The sequence below is a fragment of the Streptomyces sp. NPDC102283 genome, from assembly GCF_044766265.1.
Lineage (GTDB): Bacteria > Actinomycetota > Actinomycetes > Streptomycetales > Streptomycetaceae > Streptomyces.
Genome location: NZ_JBIWLQ010000001.1, coordinates 471,300 through 495,115, shown reverse-complemented (window position 1 = coordinate 495,115; position 23,816 = coordinate 471,300). Strand labels below are relative to the sequence as shown.

The following is a 23,816-nucleotide window of genomic DNA, read 5'->3' as shown; positions in this document are numbered from 1 at the left end:
ATCCGGCCCGCCGGCTGCCATGGTCGTGCTGCTTGAGCTACTGACAAGCAACGTTCCAGGCGCCCCGGGCCAGCAGGCCCGGGGCGTCTCGCGTGTCCGGGCCTTCTCGCCCCGGGGGGCCGTCACCCCACCGGGAGTCACCACCATGAGCAGCACCACCGGCACCACCACCGGCACCCCCGCCGTCACCCCCGCCGAGCGGACCGGCGCCCGCACCGACGAGGCCGCGGCCCTGATCGGCGGCGCCCGGGAGCGCATCGACGCGCTCGACGACCAGATCATCGGCCTCGTCCAGGAACGGATGGCCGTCTCGGCGGTGATCCAGGAGGCCCGGATCACCTCCGGCGGCCGGCGGGTCAACCTCTCCCGGGAGACCGCCGTGCTCGGCCACTACAGGGACGCGCTGGGCAAGCCGGGCACCGCTCTGGCGATGACGCTCCTGGAGCTGTGCCGCGGCCGGGTGTGAGACCTGGTGGGCGCCCCCGGACGGAACGGTTCTCCGCTTGCCGGACAGGGGCCGTATCTGCGTTCGGGACCCGTCTCACCCGTACGGCGCGTGACCGGGAGCGCGGTGCCTTCGTTGAGCCTGATGTCCGTGCCAACCAGGGGCGGCACCGGTAGGAAACCACGCGTGGCTCCGCCGGGACGTGTGACGTACTGCAGGTACGTCGTGGGACCACGTCCCGGCGTAAGTGACCGGTCCGCAGGGGACAGCAGCCCGGTCACCCCATATGCGGCCGGACCCGGGGACGCCCGGGTCGGCCGCATCGGAACGTATCCGGGCGGAGGCCGGCTCCCTCCTCCGCCTTCTTCCCGACCCTCCGCCTTCTCCCTGGCCCTCCGCCTTCTCCTTCGTCGGCCTCCGCCGGTCAGGCGTGCCGCGCAGCCCGTCGCCGTGCCGCCGTGAACAGCACCAGGCCCGCCGCCAGCGCCGCGGCCGCCGTGCCCGAGGCGATCAGGGCGACCGATCCCGTCGAGGCGAGGCCGCCTCCGCCGCCGGAGCCCCCGGCCGTCCCCGCCGAGCCGCCGGACGTGGTGGACGCCGAGGGTCCGGAGGTGCCGGACGGGCTCTCCTCCGGGTCCGGGGCCGAGGTCGGCGGCGTGGACGGTTCACCGGAGCCGCCGCCGTCGGAGCCCGTCGAGCCCCCGGAGCCGCCCGTCGTGCCGCCGCCCTCCCCGTTCAGGACGAGCAACGCGGTGTTGTTGGCCGTCTTCGGGTCGAACGGCAGCGCCGGGTTCTGCGGCCAGGTGCTGCGGACGGTCACCTCGCCGCTCGCGCCGATCAGAGCCCTGTCGATCCGCAGCTCGAACGGCAGGCCGAGGTCGGCCCCGTCCCACACGGTCATCGAGGTGTCGCAGACGTAACGCGGCGCGGGGCTCTTCTGGTCCTCGCGGTACTTCCCTCCGGCGGTCACCGCACGGCAGCGGTCCGGCTTCGCGGTGACCGACGCGCCCTGCGGGACGGTGAAGTCCAGAGTGGCGACGGGCTCGCCGGAGCGGAGGTGGCCGATCCAGGCGGGGCCCTCGTTGCGGAAGCCGATGTCGGCCTTCACCGTGGTCCCGGCGGCTCCGGACGCCTCGTCGCCGTACGCCGCGAAGTCGGCCGTGTTCCTCGTACGGAAGTCGGCCTCCTGCTGGTTGTCCTGCGGGTTGAGGTCGCCGCCCCGGGCGGTCACGCCCTGCTGGGAGGCCTTCGCCGGGACCGCCTTCAGCACGGGGCCCGCGCCCCGCGCGAAGGGGGCGCCCGCACGCTGGGCGGTGCGCTGGGCGGCGCCGTCCTCGTGGATGCGGTAGACGAAGGTGTCGTAGTAGGCGCGGGTGGTGGCCTCGATGGTCAGCGGGGTCGCCAGGGTGTACGTCCCGCCCGCCTCGAAGGCGCCCTCGACGGAGCAGAGGGCCGTGGTCCAACCGATGCCCGGGACGTCCGGATCATCCGGATCATCCACCGTGTACTCGCAGTTGGCGTAGCGCTGCGGAATGTCGAGGCCGCGGGTGTACATGAGGGTGAGCAGGACGCCGTCGGCGTCCCGGGTGCCCCGGTTGGAGAAGGTGATCGGAGCCTGCTGCTCGTCGCCCGGGTCCAGCTCCTGGTCGAAGGGGAGTTCCTCCATGACCAGGTCGGTGCCGCCGACCGTGAGCCGGGTGGTGAACGGGGTGAAGGTCGCGCCCTGCGCCTCGCCGGTCACCCTGATCGTGCCCGTGGCCCCGGCCCGGCTGCCCTCGGCGGCGGTGACCAGGAGGTCGGCGGCGGGCTGGTTGCCCGGCCAGACGCCCCAGTCCTCGCAGACCGCCTTTGCGCCGGTGACCTGGCAGTCCGCACTGCCGGACTCGCCGTCGAACGCCACCTCGGCAACGCCGTCGATGCCGATGAGGTCGAAGGTGAGGGTGAAGTCGCCCCCGTAACCGCCGTCCTCGTCCTGGCTCGGGTTGTCGATGGTGATGCCGACCGTGGAGTGCCGCGGCTCGCCGCTCTCCGGGTACGGGCTCAGCCCCGTCTCGGCGGGGCCGCCGAGGGCGAACACCGGGCGGTCGGCGGCTGCCGCCGGGGCGGCCGCCCCGGCGAGCGAGGCCGCGGCCAGCAGGCCGCCGGCGGCGAGAGAGACCGCCGCACGGCGCAGCGCTGCTCTCGGGGAGAAGGGTGTCATCGGGGACCTCTGGGACTCGGCGGAAGCTGGGTGACCGCTGTGACGGTCATCGCGGTACGGGTTCGACCGCGCAGCTCACCGAAGAGTTGCCCGGAGGTGGATCACGGATTGGGTACGGGGGTGTTCCCGACGCCCTCGATGCCCGCCCCGGCCTCCGCCGTCCCCTTCGGCGGCACCACGGGGATGCCCAGGAACGGCAGCTTCAGCGCGCCGAACGCCTCCTTCGGCACGGCCGGCGCGAGCGGCTCCACGGGCGTGAGCCGCTCGTAGGACTCGCCCTGCTCCGGGCGCGGGTCCGCATCGCCCTTGTTGGGCCAGAAGGACATCGCGCGTTCGGCCTGGGCGGTGATGGTCAGCGAGGGGTTGACGCCGAGGTTGGCGGAGACCGCGGAGCCGTCGACGACGCTGATGCCGGGGTGGCCGTAGAGGCGGTGGTACGGGTCGACGACGCCCTCGTCGGCGCTCGCGCCGATCGGGCAGCCGCCGAGGAAATGGGCGGTGAGCGGGGTGCCCATGAGTTCGCCGACGTTGGAGCCGGCGAAGCCGTTGATCTCCTCGGCCAGCAGGGTGGCGCTGCGGGTGGCCTCCGGTATCTGGGTCGGGTTGGGCGCGCCGTGGCCCTGGCGGGCGGTGAGCAGGCCCTTGCCGATGCCGCCCGGTTTGCGGTACGTCGTCAGGGAGTTGTCCAGCGACTGCATGACCAGGCCGATGATGGTGCGTTCCGACCAGTGGTGGTTGGAGAGCGAACGGGCGGCGAGGGTCGGGTGCTTGACCATGTTGGCGAGCCAGCCGCGTACCCGGTGGGCCCCGTAGGGGACCTGGAGGATCGACATCGCGCCCATGGCGTTGGAGCCCTTGCCGTAGCGGACGGGCTCGATGTGGGTGTTGCCGTCCGGGTGGATCGAGGAGGTGATCGCGACGCCCTGCGAGAAGTCGGCCTTCGCGGTGCCGTGCTTCCTGCGGTAGCGGCGGTCGCTGGTCTGGGAGCCGACCAGCGCCTCGGAGTTGGTACGGGTCAGCTCGCCGAGCCTCGCGGAGAGCCGGGGCAGCAGGCCCCGGTCCTTCATGGTGTGCAGCAGGGTCTGGGTGCCGTACGTGCCGGCGGCGACGACGACCTTGCGGGCGCGCAGCTTCGTGGGCCTGGCCCTGCGGCGGCGGTCGGTGGGGACGGTGAGGACCCGGTAGCCGCCCTCGGGGTCGTCGGTGACCGCGACGACGGACGTCATCGGGTGGATGACCGCTCCGGCCTTCTCGGCGAGGTGGAGGTAGTTCTCGTTGAGGGTGTTCTTGGCGCCGTGGCGGCAGCCCGTCATGCACTCGCCGCACTCGGTGCACGCCTTGCGGGCGGGGCCCGCGCCGCCGAAGTACGGGTCGGGGACGGTGGAGCCTGGCCGGGTCCTCGCGGTGCCGTCGGCGTCCTTGCCGTCGCCGAAGAAGACGCCGACCGGGGCCAGGTGGAAGGTGTCGCCGACGCCCATGGCCTCGGCGGCGGCCTTGAGGTGGACGTCGGAGGGGGTCATGGTCGGGTTGAGGCGGACCCCGAGCATGCGGCGGGCCTGGTCGTAGTACGGCTTCAGCTCGTCCTGCCAGTCGGTGATCGAGGCCCACTGGCGGTCTTCGAAGAACGGGGCGGGCGGCACGTACAGCGTGTTGGCGTAGTTGAGCGATCCGCCGCCGACCCCGGCCCCGGCGAGCACCATGACGTTGCCGAGGAGGTGGACGCGCTGGATGCCGAAGAGGCCCAGCGCGGGGGCCCAGAGGTAGTTCTTCAGGTCCCAGGACGTCTTGGGGAGGGTGCCGGGGGTGAAGCGGCGGCCCGCCTCCAGGATCCCGACCCGGTATCCCTTCTCGGTCAGCCGGAGCGCCGACACCGCTCCCCCGAAGCCCGATCCGACGACCAGGACGTCGTAGTCGTACGCGGCGTCGTCCTCGGCCGGAACGTGGCTCACCGGCGCAGGGCTCACGGCCTGTTTCTGGGCAGGGCTGTCCTGGGACATGGCACTCCTCGGAACGGGATCGGTACGAAAAGGGCGGACGCCGCTGCGGCCTCCGGGCGATCAGCGCAGCCGGAACGCCTTCATCGCCTTGAGGCTGCGGGTCATGAACGCGGCGTACTTCTCGTCGTCCATCCCGAAGGACGGCGCGAGCGGGATCAGTCGCTGCTGGGCGACGGTCTGGGCCTCGGTGTACTTGAGGATGCCCTCGGAGCCGTGCCGCCGGCCGAGGCCGGACTCCTTCATGCCGCCCATCGGGGACTGGACGCTGCCGTAGGCGGGGGCGTACCCCTCGTTGATGTTGACGGTGCCGGTGCGCAGCCGGGCGGCGACCCGGTGGCCGCGCCGGGAGTCGGTGGTCCAGACGCTGGAGTTGAGGCCGTACGGGGTGGCGTTGGCCAGCGCGATCACCTCGTCCTCGTCGCTGAAGCGGTAGATCGAGACGACCGGTCCGAAGGTCTCCTCGGTGCAGACGGTCATCGGCGCCTCCACCCCGTCGAGGATGGTCGGCTCGTAGAACAGCGGGCCGATGTCGGGGCGGGCGACGCCGCCGGCGACCAGCTTCGCGCCCTTCTCGACGGCCTCGTCGACGTGCTGCGTCACGGTCTCCAGCTGGCGTTCGCCGACGAGGGAGCCCATGTCGGCCCCGTACGCCAGGGCGCTGCCGAGCCGCATGGCCTTCGTCCGGGTGGCGAAGCGCTCCACGAAGTCGTCGGCGATCGACTCGTGGACGTACAGCCGCTCGATGGAGATGCAGAGCTGTCCGGCGGAGGAGAAGCAGGCGCGGACGGCGCCGGCGGCGGCCTTCTCGACGTCGGCGTCCTCCAGCACGAGCATGGCGTTCTTGCCGCCGAGCTCCAGGGAGACGCCGACCAGCCGGGACGCGGCGCCGACGGCGACCTCGCGGCCGGTGCGGGTGGAGCCGGTGAAGGAGACGTAGTCGGCGCGGCTGACGACCTCGGGGCCGACGACGGGTCCCTCGCCGAGGACGACCTGGAAGACCTCGGCGGGCAGTCCGGCCTCGATCAGCAGGTCGCGGGCCCACAGGGCGGTGAGCGCGGTCTCCGTGTCGGGCTTCATCACGACGGCGTTGCCGGAGACGAACGCGGGCAGCGCGTCGCCCACGGAGAGTTCGAGCGGGTAGTTCCAGGGGGCGATCTGGCCGACGACGCCGCGCGGCTGGCGCAGTTCGGTGACCTTGGTGAGCGTCGGGACGACGCCGGTGTGGCGGCGGGGCTTGAGGTAGGAGACGGCCTTGCGCCCGTAGTGGCGGGCGGCGACGGCGACGGCCTGCACCTCCTCGTGGGCGTGCAGGCGGGCCTTGCCGGTCTCCAGCTGGATGAGGTCGAGGACCTCGGACTGGCGGCTGAGGACGAGGTCGTGGAAGCGCAGCAGGACGGCGGCCCGCTGCCGTACGGGGACGGCGGCCCAGACGGACTGGGCGGCGCGGGCCCGGTCGAAGGCGGTGGCGACGTCCTCGGAGGTGGACTCGGGCAGGTCGGCCAGCTTCTCCCCGGTGAAGGGGGTGTGGTTGGCCGTGCGGCCCGACCCGACGACACCGCGGGTCAGCTGGGCGATCACCTCGGGGGTGACCACGTCGGCGGCGGTGCGCACACCGGCGGGCGCGGCCGCCACGGGGTTCGTACCGAGAGGGGCGTCAGGGGCCTGCGAGTCCGTCATGAGGCCGAGAGTATGTCCAGCCGGAGGCTTTGGGTACCCGTGGGTAACAGTTTTTCACAGGACCCGCCACCCCGCCGGACACCCTCCTCGAACCAGCCAGTGATCGCTGGCGACATAACTGCTGATCAGTGGCTATGCGACCGGCCGGCCCCCGGCGGCCGACCCGCGGCACTCAGGAGGCGTGAATCTTCAGCCCCTCGGTGACCTCGGTGAAGATCGCGTCGCCGTCCCTGGCGGCCTCCCCCTCGGCGGGCATCCGCACCCGCACGTGCCAGTAGGGGTCGTTCTCCCTCTTGCCCGGGATCAGCAGCTCCCGGAAGCGGTAGCGCACCGGATCGTCACCGGACGCGGCGTAGGGCACGAACTCGGTGGTCATCTCGTACGCCTTCCGCCCCTCGTGCGTGGCGTCCTTGTACGTGACGGAGGCCTCCTCCATCTCCGTGGTGCTCTTCCCGCCCTTCTCGTAGTAGGCCTTGCGGGCCGCCGGGTCAACGCCGGGATTGTCGTCCGAACTGTTCTCGCTCTCCACGGGGCGGTGCCAGAAGACGATCTCGAAGACGCCGCTGGGGTCCGCGTACCAGACCAGTTCGCCCTCGTCGTCCTCCTGCACCCGCTTGTACTCCTCCGGCACGGCCACGTCCGCCGACAGGACCTCGTTCTCCGGCCGGACCTGCCAGCCCTCGGGCGGCCCGTCGCCCGCGAACGGGTTCAGCAGGAGCAGGACGAGCGAGACCGCCACCGCGAGGGCCGCGCCGCCGAGCGCGAACCGGGCGACCCGGTTGCGGTGCAGCACGGGCGGCACCCACGTGCTGCCGCCGCCTCCTCCGCCCGCGGTGACCGTCCCGTACGCGGAGGTCGCCGGCGCCGGGGAGGCCAGCTGCTGGAGCGTCCGGCGGACCTCGGCGGCCGGCGGGCGCGCGGCCGGGTCCTTGCGGAGCAGCTGCATGACGAGCGTGCCGAACGCGCCCGTGCCGCGGGCGGGCACCTGCGGCTCGGCGGACAGCACGGCCTGGAGGGTGGCCGGGGTGTGCGAGCGGCGGTACGGGGACATCCCCTCGACCGCCGCGTACAGCACGACGCCCAGCGACCACAGGTCCGACTCCGGGCCGGGGCGCTGCCCGAGGACCCGCTCCGGTGAGATGTACTCGGGCGAACCGACGAACGCGCCGGTCTCCGTGAGCTGCTGCTCGCCCTCGACCTGGGCGATCCCGAAGTCGGTGAGGACGACCCGGTCGCCGGTGCCGAGCATGACGTTGTCGGGCTTGACGTCCCGGTGCAGGATGCCGATCGCGTGGGCGGCCATCAGCGCGTCGAGGACGGCGAGTCCGATCCTGGCCGCTTCGCGGGGGTCCAGGGTGCCTTCCTGGAGGCGGTCGCCGAGCGACGGTCCGCGCACCAGCTCCATGACGATCCACGGCTTGCCGTCCTCGACGGCCACGTCGTGGACGGTCACGACGGAGGGGTGGTCGATCCGGGCGGCGGCGCGCGCCTCGCGCTGCATGCGCTGGTGCACCGTGCTGTGCTCGCGCTCGCCGAGGTGTTCCGGTACGCGTGGTTCCTTGACGGCCACCTCACGGTCGACGACCTCGTCGTGGGCCCGCCACACGGTGCCCATACCGCCGTGCCCGAGCCGGGCGATGAGCCGATAGCGCCCGCCGATCAGCCGGTTCACCGCACTGTCCTGGACGCCCGCGTGGACGGTGGGGGACGGAATGTGCGCCGGAGGCGCGGGATACGGCGCGGAATGCGGAGCGCCGAAGCCGCCCGGTGGCTGTGGCGGCCGGATTCCGTAGCTGGTGGGCTCGTTCGCCCGTCCCCCGTGGTCTGTCATGTACCCCATCCTGGTTCACCCGCCGGGGCGGGCACCACCGGGGGTGGCCACCGAGTGCGGAGCCGTGACCGTCCCGCGACCGCGCCGGAGCATCAGGCGCCCGCCGGGCGCCGCGCTCACTGCTGGGGTTTCGGGGCGCTCCAACTGCGCAGCATGGTGTCGAACTTCTCGCGGCTGGCCTCCCAGCCCTCCTGCGGGGCCGTCAGATACAGCGCGTACTCGGGGCCGCCGGGACCGCCGTAGTACATCTGGTCGATCCCGTGCCGGGGCCCCGGGTGGTCCTTGGTCTCGTTCCAGGTGAACTCCCAGCGGGCGCCCGGCCGGTCGCGGAAGGTGTTCTTCTCCATCCCGATCCGCTGATAGCCCGGCAGCCGCTCGGAGAGCTGCTGCTCCATGTTCTCCATGTGCAGATACGGATGGGCGAAGTCCGGGTCCGGGTCGACGCTGATGCGGATCCGGTGGGCCCCGCCGTCCGGCGTGTAGTCGATCTGGCCGTCCTGTTCCTGTCGGGTCCAGTCCTCCGGCACCACCAGGCTGAATCCCGCCGGGTCGTCGACCCGGTGCCAGCCGTCGGGTATCTCCGGTGTCCCCTCCGAGGAGGCGGCCGCATCCGGGGAGGCCTGCTCCGAGGAGGTCCGCTCCGGGGACGGTGTGCCGCCGGCGACCGTACCTCCGCCCGTAGTGCCGGGGGTGTCCGAGCCCTCCCCGTACTTCATCGCGAACAGCCCGGCCGCGCCCCCCAGGACGGCGGCGGCGACGACCACGACGAGGACGGTGCGCCAGCGGGATCCGGCGCGCCGGGTCACCGGGGCGGAGGCGGGGCCGGTGACCGGGGCGGCGGCGTCCGGGCCGGGGGCGGGCGTGCCGTGGGCGGGCGGCGCCGTCGCGGAGAGGGCCGCGCCGGGCAGCCGGGCGGTGGCGGCGTCGGAACCGTCGGCACCGTTCGGGCTGCCCGGGCCGTTCGGGCCGCCGGGGCCGTTCGGGCCGCCGGGGCCGTTCGCGTCCTGGTAGGCGTACCGGGCGTCCTCGGGGAAGCGCTGGGTCGGCACGTGCGCCTGGGCGGCGCGGGGTTCGCGGCCGTCCATCGCGTCCAGCAGCATCTGCTCGGTCCGGGCCGCCGTGGGCCGGTCGTCCGGGTCCTTGCGGAGCAGCGCGGTGATCACGGCGCCGAGCGGGCCGGCGTTGACGGGGGCGGGCGGCTCCTCGGTGACGACGGCCTGCATGGTGGAGATCGGGGACGTACGGCGGAACGGCGAGGTCCCCTCGACCGCCGTGTACAGGGTCGCGCCCAAGGACCAGAGGTCGGAGGCCGGTCCGGGGTCGCCGCCGCGTACCCGTTCCGGGGCCAGGTAGTCGATGGAGCCGACCAGTTCGCCGGTACGGGTGATGGTGGAGTCGCCCTCGATCGCGGCGATCCCGAAGTCGGTCAGCAGCACCTGCCCGTCGCGGGCCAGCAGGACGTTGCCGGGCTTGACGTCACGGTGCAGCACCCCGGCCGCGTGCGCGGCGCGCAGGGCGCTCAGCACGTGCAGACCGATCCGGGCCGCCTCGCGCGGGGCGACCTCGCCGCTCTCCTTGGCGGAGTCGGCGAGCGAGGGCCCGTCGACGTACTGCATGACGATCCAGGGGCGGTTGTCGTACTCGATCACGTCGTGGACGGTGACGACGCCGGGGTGCGTGATGCGCGCCGCCGCCCGCGCCTCCTTCTGCGTCCTGGCGTGCAGGACGAGCCGGTCGGCCTCGGCGACGTACAGCCCGGCGGTCAACTCCTTGACGGCGACCGTGCGGTGCAGCACCTCGTCGTGGGCGCGCCAGACCTTGCCCATGCCGCCCCGGCCGAGGACGTCGCCCAGCCGGTAGCGCCCCGCCAGCACCAGTCCCGCGTCCGTGCCCTGTGATCGATCCACGTGATGTCCCCGCCCCGTTCCTCGAATGGCCAGATTACGGAGGCACGGCGGGGAGGCGGAACCGGGGATCGCCCACGAGACCGCACTGTGATGGTTGTCGGCACCACACAACGCCCCTGGCGGAGCGGTGGCGATGACGCGCGATCAGGCGCGGGTGGTACGGACCGTCACGTGCGCGTGGTCGGGTGTGACCGGCGGTCAGGTGACCCGGTACGAGGCGATGGCCTGCTCGTAGATCTCGGTGACCTTGTCCCGGTCGCTCTCGGGCCCGATGACCTGGATGACGTGGTACCTGCCGTCGACGATCATGGCGAGATTACGGACGTACACCTCGCGCCCGCCGCTCTCCTGCCAGGTGAACTGCCCCTCGGCCATGGCCTGTCGCCCGACGTCGACCCGGCGCAGTCCGGACGAGGAGGACCAGCTGGAGTCCCGGAACGGCTGGAGCTCGGGCTCCTTGTCCCGCTGGTAGTCCAGCGGATCGCCGCCACCCGCCTTGACCGTGTCCCGGCCGGGCACCACGAGCAGGGTGAACCCGTCGCTGCCGTAGCGGATCTGCCGGTCCGCGTTGGCGGGGCTGCGCTGCCAGTCCTTCGGTACGCCGACCTCGAAGCCCTCCGCGTCCTCGCGGAGCGCGTAGCCGGGGGCGAGCGCGACGGCCGACCGGCTGGTCTGCGGCTGCTGGGAGCCGGGGTCATCGGTGGACCCGTCCGCCGATGCGGAAGGGCCGGGCTCCCCCGAGGCGGCGGGCGGTGCGGCGGAGCCGGCGGGCGACGTCGGCGCTCCACTGTCCTTGCCCGGGTCCTGCTTCGGCAGGAACGTCACGGCGTACGCGACGGCGGCGGCCATCAGCAGCAGGATGAGGACGAGCAGCAGTCGGCCGAGCCTGCGCGGGGAGGAGGACTCCTCGCTCCGGCGCGGTGGTTCCCGCAGCACCCGGGGCCCCTTGGGCGCACGGGGTGCGCGGGCCGGGGGCTCCTCCTCCCAGGTCTCCACGGGTATCCGCACGGAACGGTCCGGCGGCAGCAGCGACTCCTGCCGGTCCCACTGGTTGCCGCCACCGCGCTGCTTCGGCGGTTGCCGACGCTTGCCCTGACGGTGCCTGCCCTGCGCCGAGCCGCCGCCGAAACGGCCCCGGCGCCGGCGGACGAGCTCGCCACGGCGGCGCACGATGGGGAGCCGGGCGGCGTCGGGCGCGGGCAGCGGCACGACGTCGGCGCCCGCCTCCGGCTCCGGCGCGGAGCGCACCAGCGAGCGCAGCCAGCCGCGCAGCTCCTCGAAGTCCGGCCGCTCCGTGGGGTCCTGGCGCAGCAGCGACTCGACGACGGGCCGCAGCGGACCGCACTCCTCCGCGAAGGCGGGCGGCTCCCCGCACACCATCTGGACGAGCTCGGCCGCGTTCTCCTCGGGGTAGGGGGCGTGGCCCTGGACGGCGCGGTAGAGCAGAGCGCCGAGCGCCCACAGGTCGGTGGAGGGGCCGATCGGGGGCGCGAGCTGCCAGTTGTCGTGGACCGGGCCCGCCTGTTCGGGAGCCCATCGCTCGGTGACGGCTCCGACGACGGCGATCCGTGCCTGGCGCGCGCGTTCGGCGGCGAGCGGGGTGGCGGGGCCCCGGTAGACGGCGGGCTCGTCGCCGCCCGCGACGGCCTCCTCCCAGGCCCGGGGGGCGGTCCGCCCGTCCCGGGGCGGCGCGGTGCGGGCGAGCTGCCTGGAGGACGGGGCCGACTGGCCGGGCCGCCGGGAGTCGGCGCGCAACGCGTCCTCGCCGGAGCCGCCCGCGGAGACGGGCCGCGCACCGGGCCCGTCGTCCCAGGTCCCGGCGAGGTGGACACGGCGGCCCGGCGTCCGGGGGCCGTCCTCGTCGTCCTCGTCGTCCTCGTCGTCCTCGTCGTCGTAGGGGTCGTAGGAGGCCTCGGCGGGGATGCCCCAGGGCGAGCTCAGCCGGAGGGACACGGGGGCGTCGGACGCCGGACGTTGGGGCGGGAGGACGCCGGTGTCGGCGTCCTCGTCGTTTCCGGCGCCCACTCCGGTTCCGGGGCCGCCTCCGGGGCCGTTGGTGCCGCCGGTGCCCGGTGCGGGCACGCGCCCTTCCGGCGGCGCCTTCGTGAGGTCGGCCGGGGCGCGGTCGGTCGGGGTGCGATCGGCCGGCGCGCGGTCGGTCTGCTGCCGGTCCTCGGTGACCCGGGCGGCGGCCCGTGCACCCGCCCGGTAGGCGGCGATGGCTCCGGCGCGCGCGGCCCGCAGCTGGGCGGCGCTCGCGGCACCCGGCTCGGCGGGGGGCGGCACGGCGGTGTACGGGACGGCGGGGGCGGCGGGGCGCGGGACGATCTCCTGCCCGCCGTGTGACGCGAAGGGCTCGGCTTCCGAGCCCGGCGGCAGGTCGTATCGGTCATCGTGCTGTTCGCCGGACCGGTCGCCGGGCCGGTCGTCATCACGGTCGTCATCACGGTCGTCGTCCCGGCGCGGTGCGTACCCCTGCGGCAGCGACGGAACGGAAAACTCCCGGCCCGCGCCGCTGCCGTCATCGGCGTAACCCTGGACGTCGGTGTACTCCTGGACGTCTGCGTAATCCTGGACGTCTGCGTGCTCCTGGACGTCTGCGTGCTCCTGGGCGTCGCCGTAGCCCTCGCCGCCCTCGACGTCCGCGTAACCCTCGCCGTCCTCGACGGATCCGTAGCTCTCGACGGCCGCGTACTCCGCCCCGTCCCCGGCCGGCGGGAGCGCATAGGCGCCGCCCGGCTCCCTCGGCGCGGCGGGCTCGACGGCCGGGATGCCGTACGTCGTGGGACCGGACACCGGGTCGGTGTCGGGCGCCGGTCCGGGGGCGTAACCGCAGAGCGCCTCCTCGGCGGCGCCCGCCGCGAGACCGGTGAGCATGACGCGGCCGTCGTCGCACACCAGCACCGTGCGCACGGTGATGTTGCGGTGGGTCCAGCCGTGGGCGTGCAGCACCCGCAGGGCGGTGAGCACGTCGGAGCCGATCTCGGCCGCCCGGTAGGGGTTGAGGGGGCGTTCGGCGAGAAGGGCGGCGAGCGGACGGGCGGCGACGAGCTCGCTCACTATCCACAACGAGCCCGCTTCGGCGAACACGTCGAAGACCTGGTCGAGCCGGGGGTGGTCGGGCACCTGTGCGGCGGCCTGCGCGGCCTCGATCGCCCTCCGGACCGCGGGGTCCGTGCTGCGGCGGACCGCTCGCCCGGTGGCGCGTCCGGACGACGAGGCGTGCCCGTCGGCGTCGAGCACCTCCGCGTCCACGATCTCCGGCAACGGCACCTGGCGAACCAGGACTTCCTGTCCGCTATATGTGTCGAACGCCCTGGTCTCCGCCAGTTCGTACCCATCGGACGGGGGCAGCGGAAGGCGGTAGCGGTCGGCAAGCACCCGACCCGCGTAGTCGTCCACGACGCCTCCCCAGAGCGCGCTCTTCTCCCGGCCATCGGACATGCCCGTACCCGTCAGTCCCGGTCGTTCGGCGGGTAATTGACCCGCCGTTCCGGCTGCGTACGGTCTCCGGCCTCTTACGATACGTGGCAACAGGGGCCGACGGGCCGGGTCGCGCCAACCCGGCCCGCACAAACGTTTCCCATCGACCGGTCCCGGGCGCCCGACCGGCCCGCGGGCCCGCCGGAGAGCCGATGCGGGCGTGCCCGGCGGTCAGCCCTTGGGCGTGTGCCGGACGGTCAGCCCGTGGGCGTGAACGTGGCGAACGCCGTTTCGCGCAGCGTCCGGCACTCGTCGCCCTTCCACTCGTCCACCTTGCAGCTGATCATGATCGAGTAGCCGCGCTTGGCGTCCACCTTGAAGCCCCGGTTGAGCACCTTGACCCGGACGCCGTTGTGGTCGCGTTCGAACGTCCAGTCCGCGACGGTCGGATAGCCGTTGTACTCGACCTTCTTTATGCTGCCGTGCTTGTAGCCGTCGCTGAGGACCTTGACGCTCCCGACCGCCCCGCGCCAGGCGGCCGCCGCGTCGTTCTTGGGCGAGCTGTTGAAGTCGACCTGGACACGGGGGAAGCTGCCCCGCTCGGCGTTGTAGATGCCGCCGGAGTTGCTGCCCGCGATGGCGGTGCGCTTGAAGCCCTCGGGCATCGCCATGGTGAAGTGGAACCGGGTGTCGGTGACCTCCTCGTACCCGGCGGGCAGCACGTCGCCGGGGTCCGCCCCGTCGTCCTCGGAATCGCCGGAACCGGAGTCGTCGGCGTCGTCCGCGTCGTCGGCGGACGGGTCGGCGGAGGCCCGGCCGTCGTCCGTGCCCTGGCCCTCCTTCTGGCCGCCGCCCTTCTCACCGGCCGAACCGCCGCCGGTGTCGCCGCCCTTGTCGTCGGCGCCGCCGGACGAGGCTCCGGCCGAGGCGGCCGTGTCGCCCTTGCCGCCCTTGTCCGCGTCATCGCCGCCGAGGGTGAGCGCGAGGACCGTGCCGAGAACGGCCAGCGCGAGGACGGCCGCGATGATCGCGAGGGTACGGCGGGGGACCACGTCGGTGATCGAGGCGCGCGTGGACGCGACCGAGGACGGCGGGCGCTGCCCGGGTACGGAAGCACGCGCCGCCGCTGCGGACTTCGAGGAGCCGGCGGGGGCCGAGGCGGCTCCCTTCGCCGTCGCCGGGGCGGACGCGACGCCCGCTGCGGACTTCGCACCGGGAGCGGGGGCCCCGGGCGGCGACGGCGGCTTGGGCGGGGCGGCGGGCGGGCCGCCGGCGGCGGCCGGAGAGCCGGCCGACGCCGCGGCCGCGCCCGCCGCGGCACCCGCCGCCGCAGCAGGGGTCTTCGCGTTGCGCACGGAGCGCAGGGCTCCGCGCAGCCGGTCGCGGGCGCCCTCGCCGGACTCGCCCGATCCGGTGGACTGCTTCGGCGGCTTGGGCGCCTTGGGCTGCTTCGGCGTCCGCTTGACGAGAGGGTCGGCGGCGGGCGTCGGCGGCAGCGCCATGATCTGGGTGGAGTCCGCGGGGGCCGGCGCGGGGACGTCGGGGGCGTTGATGACGTCGTTGAGCAACGCCCGTGCCCCGGCGTCGTCGAGGCGCTGGTCGGGGTCCCGGGCGAGCAGCCCGTAGATGACCTCGGTGAGCGGGCCGGCGTTCTTCGGCGGGTCGAGCGGTTCGGTCATCACGGCCGTCAGGGTGGCGATGGCCGAGCCCTTGTCGTACGGCGGGCAGCCCTCGACGCTCGCGTACAGCAGTCCGCCGAGGGACCACAGGTCCGCGGGCGGGCCCGGCTTGTGGCCGCGGGCCCGTTCCGGCGAGATGTACGAGGGTGCGCCGACGAGCATGCCGGTGGAGGTGACCGACGGGTCGCCCTCGACCTGGGCGATGCCGAAGTCGGTGAGCACGACGCGCCCGTCCTCGGCGATCAGCACGTTGGACGGCTTCACGTCGCGGTGCAGGATGCCCTCGCGGTGCGCCGAGCGCAGCACGTCGAGGATGGCGAGCCCGACCTCGGCGGCCCGCCTCGGCGTCAGCGTGCCGTCCTCGCGGATCGCCTCGGCGAGCGACTTGCCCTCGATCAGCTCCATGACGATCCACGGGCGGTCGTCCTCGTCGACCACGTCGTAGACGGTCACCGCGCTGTTGTTGCGGATCCGTGCGATCGCCTTGGCCTCACGCAGGGTGCGCGTGATCAGCCGGCGCTTCTCGTCCTCGTCGATCGCTCCGGGGAACCGCAGTTCCTTGACCGCGACCGTGCGGCCGAGCGTCTCGTCGTCGGCGCGCCAGACCGTACCCATGCCGCCTCGGCCGAGCACCTCACCGAGCCGGTAGCGCCCCGCGAGGAGACGACCGTTCTTGTCCCGTTGGGGCTCCCGTGCCTGCTCCGCCTCCGACATGCGTCCCCTCTGCGATCAACCCGCCCTGGCAGAGCGTTCATTGTCCCTCACCCCGGGACCGGTCCTGGTGCCGGGTCCTGGGTCCGCCGCGCCGCGGCGTGAAGAGGGAAGCCCCCACAGCCTCCTACCAACCCGGGCTTCCCGTCCAGGCCGGTCCGGGCCACCGCCGCGGCTCCACCGGGCGGGCGGAGCCCAACTGGCCCGGTGAAGGCGGGCGGTGACCGCGGCACAGAGACTCGCGGGGCCCGGGAGGACGTGTCCTAGATCGGCACAATGTCCGGTGCGCCGAGCCGGGCCGCGTCGGCCGTGAGGTCGTCGGGCTGCCGCTGCGATTCGCGCTCGGCCTCCACCCGCTTCTCGTAGTGCTCGACCTCCCGGTCGATCCGCTCCTCGTCCCAGCCCAGCACCGGCGCCATCAGCTCCGCGCAGAGCCGGGCGCTGCGGGTGCCCCGGTCGAAGGTCTCGATGGAGATGCGGGTGCGCCGGGTCAGCACGTCGTCCAGATGGCGGGCGCCCTCGTGGGAGGCCGCGTAGACGATCTCGGCGCGCAGATAGTCGTCGGCGGCGGGCAGGGCCTCGCCGAGGGTGGGGTCGGCGAGGATCAGTTCCAGAACTTCCTCCGTCATTGAGCCGTACCGGTTGAGCAGATGCTCCACCCGGGCGACATGGAGGCCGGTCCGGGCCGCGATCCGGGCGCGCGCGTTCCACAGGGCCTTGTATCCCTCGGCCCCCAGGAGCGGGGTGTCCTCGGTGACGCAGGCGGCGACCCGCTGGTCGAGTCCGTGCACCGCCTCGTCCACCGCGTCCTTGGCCATGACCCGGTACGTCGTGTACTTGCCGCCCGCCACGACGACCAGGCCGGGGGCGGGGTGGGCCACCGTGTGCTCGCGCGACAGCTTGCTGGTGGCGTCCGACTCGCCGGCCAGCAGCGGTCGCAGTCCGGCGTAGACGCCTTGGACGTCGTCCCTGGTCAGTGGGGTGTTCAGGACGGAGTTGACGTGCTGGAGGAGGTAGTCGATGTCGGCGCTGGAGGCGGCCGGGTGCGCCTTGTCCAGGTCCCAGTCGGTGTCCGTGGTGCCGATGATCCAGTGCCGGCCCCAGGGGATGACGAAGAGGACCGACTTCTCGGTACGCAGGATGAGGCCGGTGGAGGAGTGGATGCGGTCCTTGGGGACGACCAGGTGGATGCCCTTGGAGGCCCGGACGTGGAACTGCCCGCGCTCGCCGATGAGGCCCTGGGTGTCGTCGGTCCACACGCCGGTCGCGTTGACCACCTGCTTGGCCCGGATCTCGTACTCCGCACCGCCCTCGACGTCGCTGACGAGCGCGCCCACGACCCGCTCGCCCTCACGGAGGAAGCCGGTCACCCGGGCCGCGTTCGCCACGTGGGCCCCGTAGGACGCCGCGGTGCGCACCAGCTCGGTGACGAAGCGGGCGTCGTCCATCTGGGCGTCGTAGTACTGGAGGGCGCCGACCAGGGCGTCCTTCTTCAGTGCGGGGGCGACCCGCAGGGCGCGCTTGCGGGAGAGGTGGCGGTGGACGGGAAGGCCGCGGCCGTGGCCGGAGGAGACCGACATCGCGTCGTACAGCGCGACGCCGGAGCCGGCGTAGAGCCGCTCCCACCCCTTGTGCTGCAAGGGGTAGAGGAAGGGCACGGGCTTCACCAGATGCGGGGCCAGCCGCTCCAGAAGCAGTCCGCGCTCCTTGAGCGCCTCCCGGACCAGGGCGAAGTCGAGCATCTCCAGATAGCGCAGGCCGCCGTGGATCAGCTTGCTCGACCTGCTCGATGTGCCGGACGCCCAGTCGCGCGCCTCGACCAGGCCGGTCGAGAGGCCTCTGGTGGCGGCGTCCAGCGCCGTGCCCGCGCCGACCACGCCCGCCCCCACGACCAGCACGTCCAGTTCGCGCTCGGCCATGGCAGCGAGCGCGACGGTGCGCTCGGCGGGTCCCAGTGTCGCTGTCCTCACTGCTGCCTCCCGGTGGATCGGGGTGGTCGGACACGGGAGTGCCACCCGGCCGAGGGGCCGGTCGCCCGTGTCCACCCCTCGATTCTGTCCGCGCTCCCCGAGTTCAGCCACCGCCTGTGGACAACACCCGGGCAACCGGAGCCCCACAATGCGACATATAGGTCATATTTACGCCTAGTCTGACATTGCGCTGTCCACAGCAGTTGCGATCTTCGCTCTCCGCACTTAGGGGGTCTTCCTGTATGCCCGCAGACCTCGCCGTCATCGGACTCGGTCACCTCGGCCTGCCGCTCGCCCGGGCCGCCGTGACCGCCGGAATCGACACCGTCGGCTACGACCCCGACCCACGGCCCTACGCGGAACTCAGAGCGGGCCGCAGCCCCGTCGAGGGCACCCTCACCGCGTCCGAGATCCGCCGCATGCTCTCCGGCGGCTTCCGGCCCACCACCAACGCCGCCGAGCTGGGCCGGATCCGTACCGCCGTGATCTGCTCCCCCACCCCGCTCGGCCCCGACCGGGGGATCGACCTCACCGCGCTCCGCGACGCCGCCCGCGCGCTGGCGGCCCGGCTGCGCCCGCACACCACCGTCCTGCTGGAGTCCGCCGTGCCGCCCGGCACCACCGAGAACGTTCTGCGCCCCCTGCTCGAAGAGGGCTCCGGGCTCGTCGCCGGACGCGACTTCCACCTCGCCTGCTCGCCGAGCCGGCTCGACCCCGGCAACCGCACCCACGTCCTGGCCAACACCCCCAAGGTCATCGGCGGCCTCACCCCCGCCTGCACCGAGTCGGCCGCCGCCTTCTACGGACGGCTCACCGACAAGGTCGTACGGGCCCGGGGCCCGCGCGAGGCGGAGATGACGAAGGTGCTGGAGACCAACTTCCGGCACGTCAACATCGCGCTGGTCAACGAGATGGCGGTGCTCTGCCACGACCTCGGCGTCGACCTCTGGGACGTCATCCGGTGCGCCGAGACCAAGCCGTTCGGCTTCCAGCCCTTCCGGCCGGGACCCGGCGTCGGCGGGCACGGCGTCCCGGTGGACCCCGGCTGCCTGCCCCACAGCCCCCGCTCCCCCGGAAACCCGCTGCGGATGGTCTCGCTGGCGCAGGAGATCAACGACCGGATGCCCAGCTACGTCATCCAGCGCTGCGCGACCCTCCTGAACGAGCACGGCAAGTCCGTCCGGGGCGCGCGCGTGCTGCTGCTCGGCGTCACCTACAAGCCGGACAGCGCCGACCAGGAGGCCGCCCCCGCCCGCGAGATCGCCACCCGGCTGATGGACATGGGCGCCCAGATCGGCTACCACGATCCGCACGTCCTGGACTGGCGGGTGCGCGAACGCCCCGTCCCGCGCGCCGACTCGCTGTACGAGGCGGCGGCCGCGGCCGACCTGACCGTACTGCTCCAGCAGCACCGCACCTACGACCTCCAGGGCCTCGCGGTCAAGGCCCAACTGCTCCTGGACACCCGGGGAGCCACTCCGGCGGGGGCCGCGCACCGGCTCTGAGGACGTACGGAAGGCCGGAAAGGATCGCCGGTGACCGGATCCGGTACGTACTGCTACCCTGCGGCGTCACAGCGCGCACAGATGTGCGCAACCGCACACTCGTGCGCAGCCGTCCAGGGGGAGCCCCACCGTGAGTCAGCCCGTGCAGCCGCCGAACCAGCCCCAGCAGCCCTTCGGCGGTCAGCCCGTCGACGGCAACCCGTACACCGGCCGGCCCACCCCCGCCGCCCCGACCGGCAACCCGTACGGCCAGCAGCCCCCGACGGCCCCGACCGGCAACCCGTACGGCCAGCCCCCGGCCTCGACCGGCAACCCGTTCGCGGGCCGGCAGCCCGGCCAGAGCGCCCCGTTCGGCGGCGGCGCGCCCTTCGCACCGGCGCCGCCGGCCCGCGACAACATCCTGCTCGGCGTGCTGGTCGCCCTGGGCGCGGCCGTCGTCGCGGGCATCCTGTACGGCGTGATCGCGGGCTCCATCGAGCGCGAGTTCGGCTACGCGGCGGTCGGCGTCGGCTTCCTGGTCGGCTTCGCGTCGAGCAAGGTCGGCGGCTCCAACCCGGCGGTCATCGGCGCCGCGGCCGTCTTCTCGATCGGCGCCGTCTACCTCGGGCAGCTCGTCGGCATCTCGATGGTGCTCGCCGACCTGGCGCAGATCCCCTTCTCCGAGGTCATCGGCGACCACTTCGGCACCGTGACGGAGGCCTGGTCGCAGAAGGCCGGCTTCATGTCCTACTTCTCCCTCGCACTCGGCGCGATCGCCGCCGTCGGTGGCGCCAAGAAGGCCGGCTGAAAGCACCCCGCAGGCCCCATACGGAAGGGCCCGGACCATTCGAACGTGCGAATGATCCGGGCCCTTCCGCGTGCGTACGGGAGGTCAGCGGCGGTGCTGAGAGTCCGCCACCGTCACCTCGACGCGCTGGAACTCCTTGAGGTCGCTGTAGCCGGTGGTGGCCATCGCACGGCGCAGGGCGCCGAAGATGTTCATCGAACCGTCCGGGGTGTGCGAAGGACCGGTGAGGACCTCCTCCGTCGTCCCGACCGAACCGAGGTCGACCAGCTTGCCGCGCGGCACGTCCTCGTGCACGGCCTCCATGCCCCAGTGGCGGCCGCGGCCCGGCGCGTCCGTGGCACGGGCCAGCGGGGAGCCCATCATCACGGCGTCCGCACCGCAGGCGATGGCCTTCGGCAGGTCGCCGGACCAGCCGACGCCGCCGTCGGCGATGACGTGCACGTACCGGCCGCCGGACTCGTCCATGTAGTCGCGGCGGGCCCCGGCGACGTCCGCGACGGCGGTGGCCATCGGGACCTGGATGCCGAAGACGTTGCGCGTGGTGTGCGCCGCGCCGCCGCCGAAGCCGACGAGGACACCGGCCGCGCCGGTCCGCATCAGGTGCAGGGCCGCGGTGTACGTGGCACAGCCGCCGACGATGACCGGGACGTCCAGCTCGTAGATGAACTGCTTCAGGTTCAGCGGCTCGGCCGCGCCCGACACGTGCTCGGCCGAGACCGTCGTGCCGCGGATGACGAAGATGTCGACCCCCGCGTCGACGACCGCCTTGGAGAACTGGGCGGTGCGCTGCGGGGAGAGCGCGGCGGCGGTGACGACGCCGGCGTCGCGCACCTCCTTGATGCGCTGCCCGATCAGCTCCTCCTGGATGGGGGCGGAGTAGATCTCCTGGAGCCGACGGGTCGCGGACTCGACCGGCATCCCGGCGATCTCGTCCAGCAGCGGCTGCGGGTCGGCGTGCCGGGTCCACAGGCCTTCCAGGTTCAGCACGCCCAGGCCGCCCAGCTCACCGATGCGGATGGCGTGCTGCGGGGAGACCACGGAGTCCATGGGAGCGGCCAGGAACGGCAGCTCGAAGCGGTAGGCGTCGATCTGCCAGGCGATCGAGACCTCCTTCGGGTCCCGGGTGCGGCGGCTCGGAACGACGGCGATGTCGTCGAATGCGTAAGCCCGGCGGCCGCGCTTGCCGCGCCCGATCTCGATCTCAGTCACGATGTGTGGCCTTTCCCTCTACGTCTGCGCTGACCAGTATCCCCGACACGTGCCTGAGGGGCGGTACCGGGAACTCCGGTCCGCCCCTCACCTGCGGTGATGCGTTGCTTCCTGCGTTACTTACGGCTGTAGTTCGGTGCTTCCACCGTCATCTGGATGTCGTGCGGGTGGCTCTCCTTGAGACCCGCCGAGGTGATCCGGACGAACCGGCCCTTGCTCTCCATCTGGTCGACGGACGCGGCGCCGACGTAGCCCATGGTCTGGCGGAGGCCGCCGACGAGCTGGTGGAGGACGTTGGCCAGCGGGCCGCGGTAGGGCACCTGGCCCTCGATGCCCTCGGGGACGAGCTTGTCGTCCGAGGACACCTCGGCCTGGAAGTAGCGGTCCTTGGAGTAGGACCGGCCCTGGCCACGGGACTGCATCGCGCCCAGCGAGCCCATGCCGCGGTAGGACTTGAACTGCTTGCCGTTGATGAACATCAGCTCGCCCGGGGACTCCTCGCAGCCCGCGAGGAGGCTGCCCAGCATCACGCTGTCGGCGCCGGCGGCCAGCGCCTTGCCGATGTCGCCGCTGTACTGGAGGCCGCCGTCGCCGATCACGGGAACACCCGCGGCACGGGCGGCGAGCGCGGCCTCGTAGATCGCGGTGACCTGCGGGACGCCGATGCCGGCGACCACGCGGGTCGTACAGATCGAGCCGGGTCCGACGCCGACCTTCACGCCGTCGACTCCGGCGTCGATCAGTGCCTGGGCGCCGTCGCGGGTGGCGACGTTGCCGCCGATGACGTCGACGCCGACGCTCGACTTGATCTTCGCCATCCAGTCGAGGGCGTTGCTGTTGTGGCCGTGCGAGGTGTCGACGATCAGGAAGTCGACCCCGGCGGACGCGAGCGCCTGGGCGCGGTCCAGCGCTTCGGGGCTGGCGCCGACGGCCGCGCCGACCAGCAGACGGCCTTCGGCGTCCTTGGCGGCGTTCGGGTACTGCTCGGCCTTCTTGAAGTCCTTGACCGTGATGAGGCCCTTGAGGATGCCCGCCTCGTCGACCAGCGGCAGCTTCTCGATCTTGTGGCGGCGCAGCAGCTCCATGGCCTCGACGCCGGAGATCCCGACCCGCCCGGTGACGAGCGGCATCGGCGTCATGACCTCGCGCACCTGGCGCGACCGGTCCGACTCGAAGGCCATGTCGCGGTTGGTGACGATGCCGAGGAGCTTGCCCGCCGGGTCGGTGACCGGCACGCCGCTGATGCGGAACTTCGCGCAGAGCGCGTCCGCCTCGCCGAGCGTGGCGTCGGGGTGCACGGTGATCGGGTCGGTGACCATGCCCGACTCGGAGCGCTTGACCAGGTCGACCTGGTTGACCTGGTCCTCGATGGAGAGGTTGCGGTGCAGCACGCCGACGCCGCCCTGGCGGGCCATGGCGATGGCCATCCGGGCCTCGGTCACCTTGTCCATGGCGGCCGACAGCAGGGGGATGTTCACCCGTACGTTGCGCGAGATGAGCGACGAGGTGTCGACCGCGTTGGGCAGGACCTCGGACGCGCCGGGCAACAGCAGCACGTCGTCGTAGGTCAGCCCGAGCGTCGCGAACTTCTCGGGCACTCCGTCGACGTTTGCAGTCATGACACCTTCCCCAAATGGCCTTGATCGGTGCGGATGTCCATGCTAACGGGCTCCACGGGCGTCTCATTCCACGATCAAGATCACTTGGCTGATCTGTAGCTTCCTACAGCGCCGCCGATGGGGGCCGGCGCGGGCGCCCTACTGCTCGGCGAGCGCCCGGAGCCTGCTGAGCGCGCGGTGCTGGGCGACCCGGACCGCCCCCGGGGACATCCCGAGCATCTGGCCGGTCTCCTCCGCGGTCAGCCCGACCGCGACGCGCAGGACCAGCAGCTCGCGCTGATTGTCCGGGAGGTTGGCGAGAAGCTTCTTGGCCCAGGCGGCATCGCTGCTGAGCAGGGCGCGCTCCTCGGGGCCGAGGGAGTCGTCGGGCCGCTCGGGCATCTCGTCGGAGGGGACGGCGGTCGACCCCGGGTGGCGCATCGCGGCGCGCTGGAGGTCGGCGACCTTGTGTCCGGCGATCGCGAAGACGAAGGCTTCGAAGGGCCTGCCGGTGTCCTTGTAGCGCGGCAGTGCCATCAGCACCGCGACGCAGACCTCTTGCGCCAGGTCCTCCACGAAGTGGCGAGCATCACCGGGGAGACGGTTCAGCCGGGAGCGGCAGTAGCGCAGGGCGAGGGGGTGGACATGGGCCAGCAGATCATGGGTGGCCTGCGCGTCGCCGTCGACGGCCCGGTGCACGAGGGCACCGATCACCGTGGTTTCGTCGTCACGCATCGGACCATGGTGCCCTGCGGCCGCCCGGTCCGCTCCACCGCGTCCCGAGTTGTGCACCGAAGCGTTATGAGCGGGTGCGCCGGATGTCATGTCCTGCGCCCTCCCCTTCCGCTCGACCGAATCGTTCCTGAGGAACTCCACG

14 protein-coding genes are annotated in these 23,816 nt (G+C 72.9%); 3 read left to right on the top strand and 11 right to left on the bottom strand.

From position 1 onward, the window contains the following. Positions 1-145 precede the first annotated feature (145 nt). Positions 146-466 carry a chorismate mutase gene (locus ACIRJT_RS02465; protein ID WP_403903426.1) on the top strand — a complete coding sequence of 107 codons (321 nt, stop codon included), beginning with the start codon at positions 146-148 and terminating at the stop codon, positions 464-466. Positions 467-869: 403 nt separating this feature from the next. Here ACIRJT_RS02465 and ACIRJT_RS02460 read toward each other — a convergent pair whose 3' ends face one another. From ACIRJT_RS02460 to ACIRJT_RS02425, 8 genes are all read right to left on the bottom strand, one after another. Continuing rightward, entirely contained in the window at positions 870-2,645 is a 1,776-nt protein-coding gene (locus tag ACIRJT_RS02460) for a peptidase (RefSeq protein WP_403903423.1), read from the bottom strand. Between the two features lie 101 nt (positions 2,646-2,746). Beyond that, positions 2,747-4,642, bottom strand: coding sequence for a GMC oxidoreductase (locus tag ACIRJT_RS02455; RefSeq protein ID WP_403903420.1), 1,896 nt, complete (start codon positions 4,640-4,642; stop codon positions 2,747-2,749). A gap of 60 nt (positions 4,643-4,702) precedes the next feature. Next, a complete protein-coding gene (locus ACIRJT_RS02450; protein ID WP_403903418.1) occupies positions 4,703-6,319 on the bottom strand; it encodes a succinic semialdehyde dehydrogenase in 1,617 nt (538 codons plus the stop codon). Between the two features lie 172 nt (positions 6,320-6,491). Continuing rightward, positions 6,492-8,150 (bottom strand): serine/threonine-protein kinase, encoded by a 1,659-nt coding sequence (locus ACIRJT_RS02445; protein ID WP_403903415.1) that lies wholly within the window; start codon positions 8,148-8,150, stop codon positions 6,492-6,494. 116 nt (positions 8,151-8,266) lie between these two features. Further along, positions 8,267-10,057 carry a serine/threonine-protein kinase gene (locus tag ACIRJT_RS02440; RefSeq protein WP_403903411.1) on the bottom strand — a complete coding sequence of 597 codons (1,791 nt, stop codon included), beginning with the start codon at positions 10,055-10,057 and terminating at the stop codon, positions 8,267-8,269. Between the two features lie 198 nt (positions 10,058-10,255). After that, positions 10,256-13,459, bottom strand: coding sequence for a protein kinase (locus tag ACIRJT_RS02435; RefSeq protein WP_403904426.1), 3,204 nt, complete (start codon positions 13,457-13,459; stop codon positions 10,256-10,258). A 278-nt stretch (positions 13,460-13,737) separates the two neighbouring features. After that, the gene (locus tag ACIRJT_RS02430; RefSeq protein ID WP_403903408.1) at positions 13,738-15,873 is read right to left on the bottom strand and encodes a serine/threonine-protein kinase; all 2,136 of its coding nucleotides are present in this window, start codon (positions 15,871-15,873) and stop codon (positions 13,738-13,740) included. A 260-nt stretch (positions 15,874-16,133) separates the two neighbouring features. Next, entirely contained in the window at positions 16,134-17,840 is a 1,707-nt protein-coding gene (locus ACIRJT_RS02425) for a glycerol-3-phosphate dehydrogenase/oxidase (protein ID WP_403903405.1), read from the bottom strand. A 242-nt stretch (positions 17,841-18,082) separates the two neighbouring features. Here ACIRJT_RS02425 and ACIRJT_RS02420 point away from each other — a divergent pair, with 242 nt between their 5' ends. Both ACIRJT_RS02420 and ACIRJT_RS02415 read left to right on the top strand, forming a co-directional pair. Continuing rightward, on the top strand, positions 18,083-19,345 hold the full coding sequence (locus ACIRJT_RS02420) for a nucleotide sugar dehydrogenase (protein WP_403903403.1): 1,263 nt from the start codon (positions 18,083-18,085) through the stop codon (positions 19,343-19,345). 130 nt (positions 19,346-19,475) lie between these two features. Continuing rightward, positions 19,476-20,132, top strand: coding sequence for a hypothetical protein (locus ACIRJT_RS02415; protein WP_403903401.1), 657 nt, complete (start codon positions 19,476-19,478; stop codon positions 20,130-20,132). An 84-nt stretch (positions 20,133-20,216) separates the two neighbouring features. Here ACIRJT_RS02415 and ACIRJT_RS02410 read toward each other — a convergent pair whose 3' ends face one another. The 3 genes from ACIRJT_RS02410 to ACIRJT_RS02400 form a co-directional block, all read right to left on the bottom strand. Next, the gene (locus tag ACIRJT_RS02410) at positions 20,217-21,341 is read right to left on the bottom strand and encodes a GuaB3 family IMP dehydrogenase-related protein (RefSeq protein ID WP_403903398.1); all 1,125 of its coding nucleotides are present in this window, start codon (positions 21,339-21,341) and stop codon (positions 20,217-20,219) included. A 116-nt stretch (positions 21,342-21,457) separates the two neighbouring features. Continuing rightward, positions 21,458-22,960 carry an IMP dehydrogenase gene (gene guaB, locus ACIRJT_RS02405; protein ID WP_403903394.1) on the bottom strand — a complete coding sequence of 501 codons (1,503 nt, stop codon included), beginning with the start codon at positions 22,958-22,960 and terminating at the stop codon, positions 21,458-21,460. Positions 22,961-23,098: 138 nt separating this feature from the next. Then, entirely contained in the window at positions 23,099-23,674 is a 576-nt protein-coding gene (locus ACIRJT_RS02400; RefSeq protein WP_018960265.1) for a sigma-70 family RNA polymerase sigma factor, read from the bottom strand. Positions 23,675-23,816: the final 142 nt, after the last annotated feature.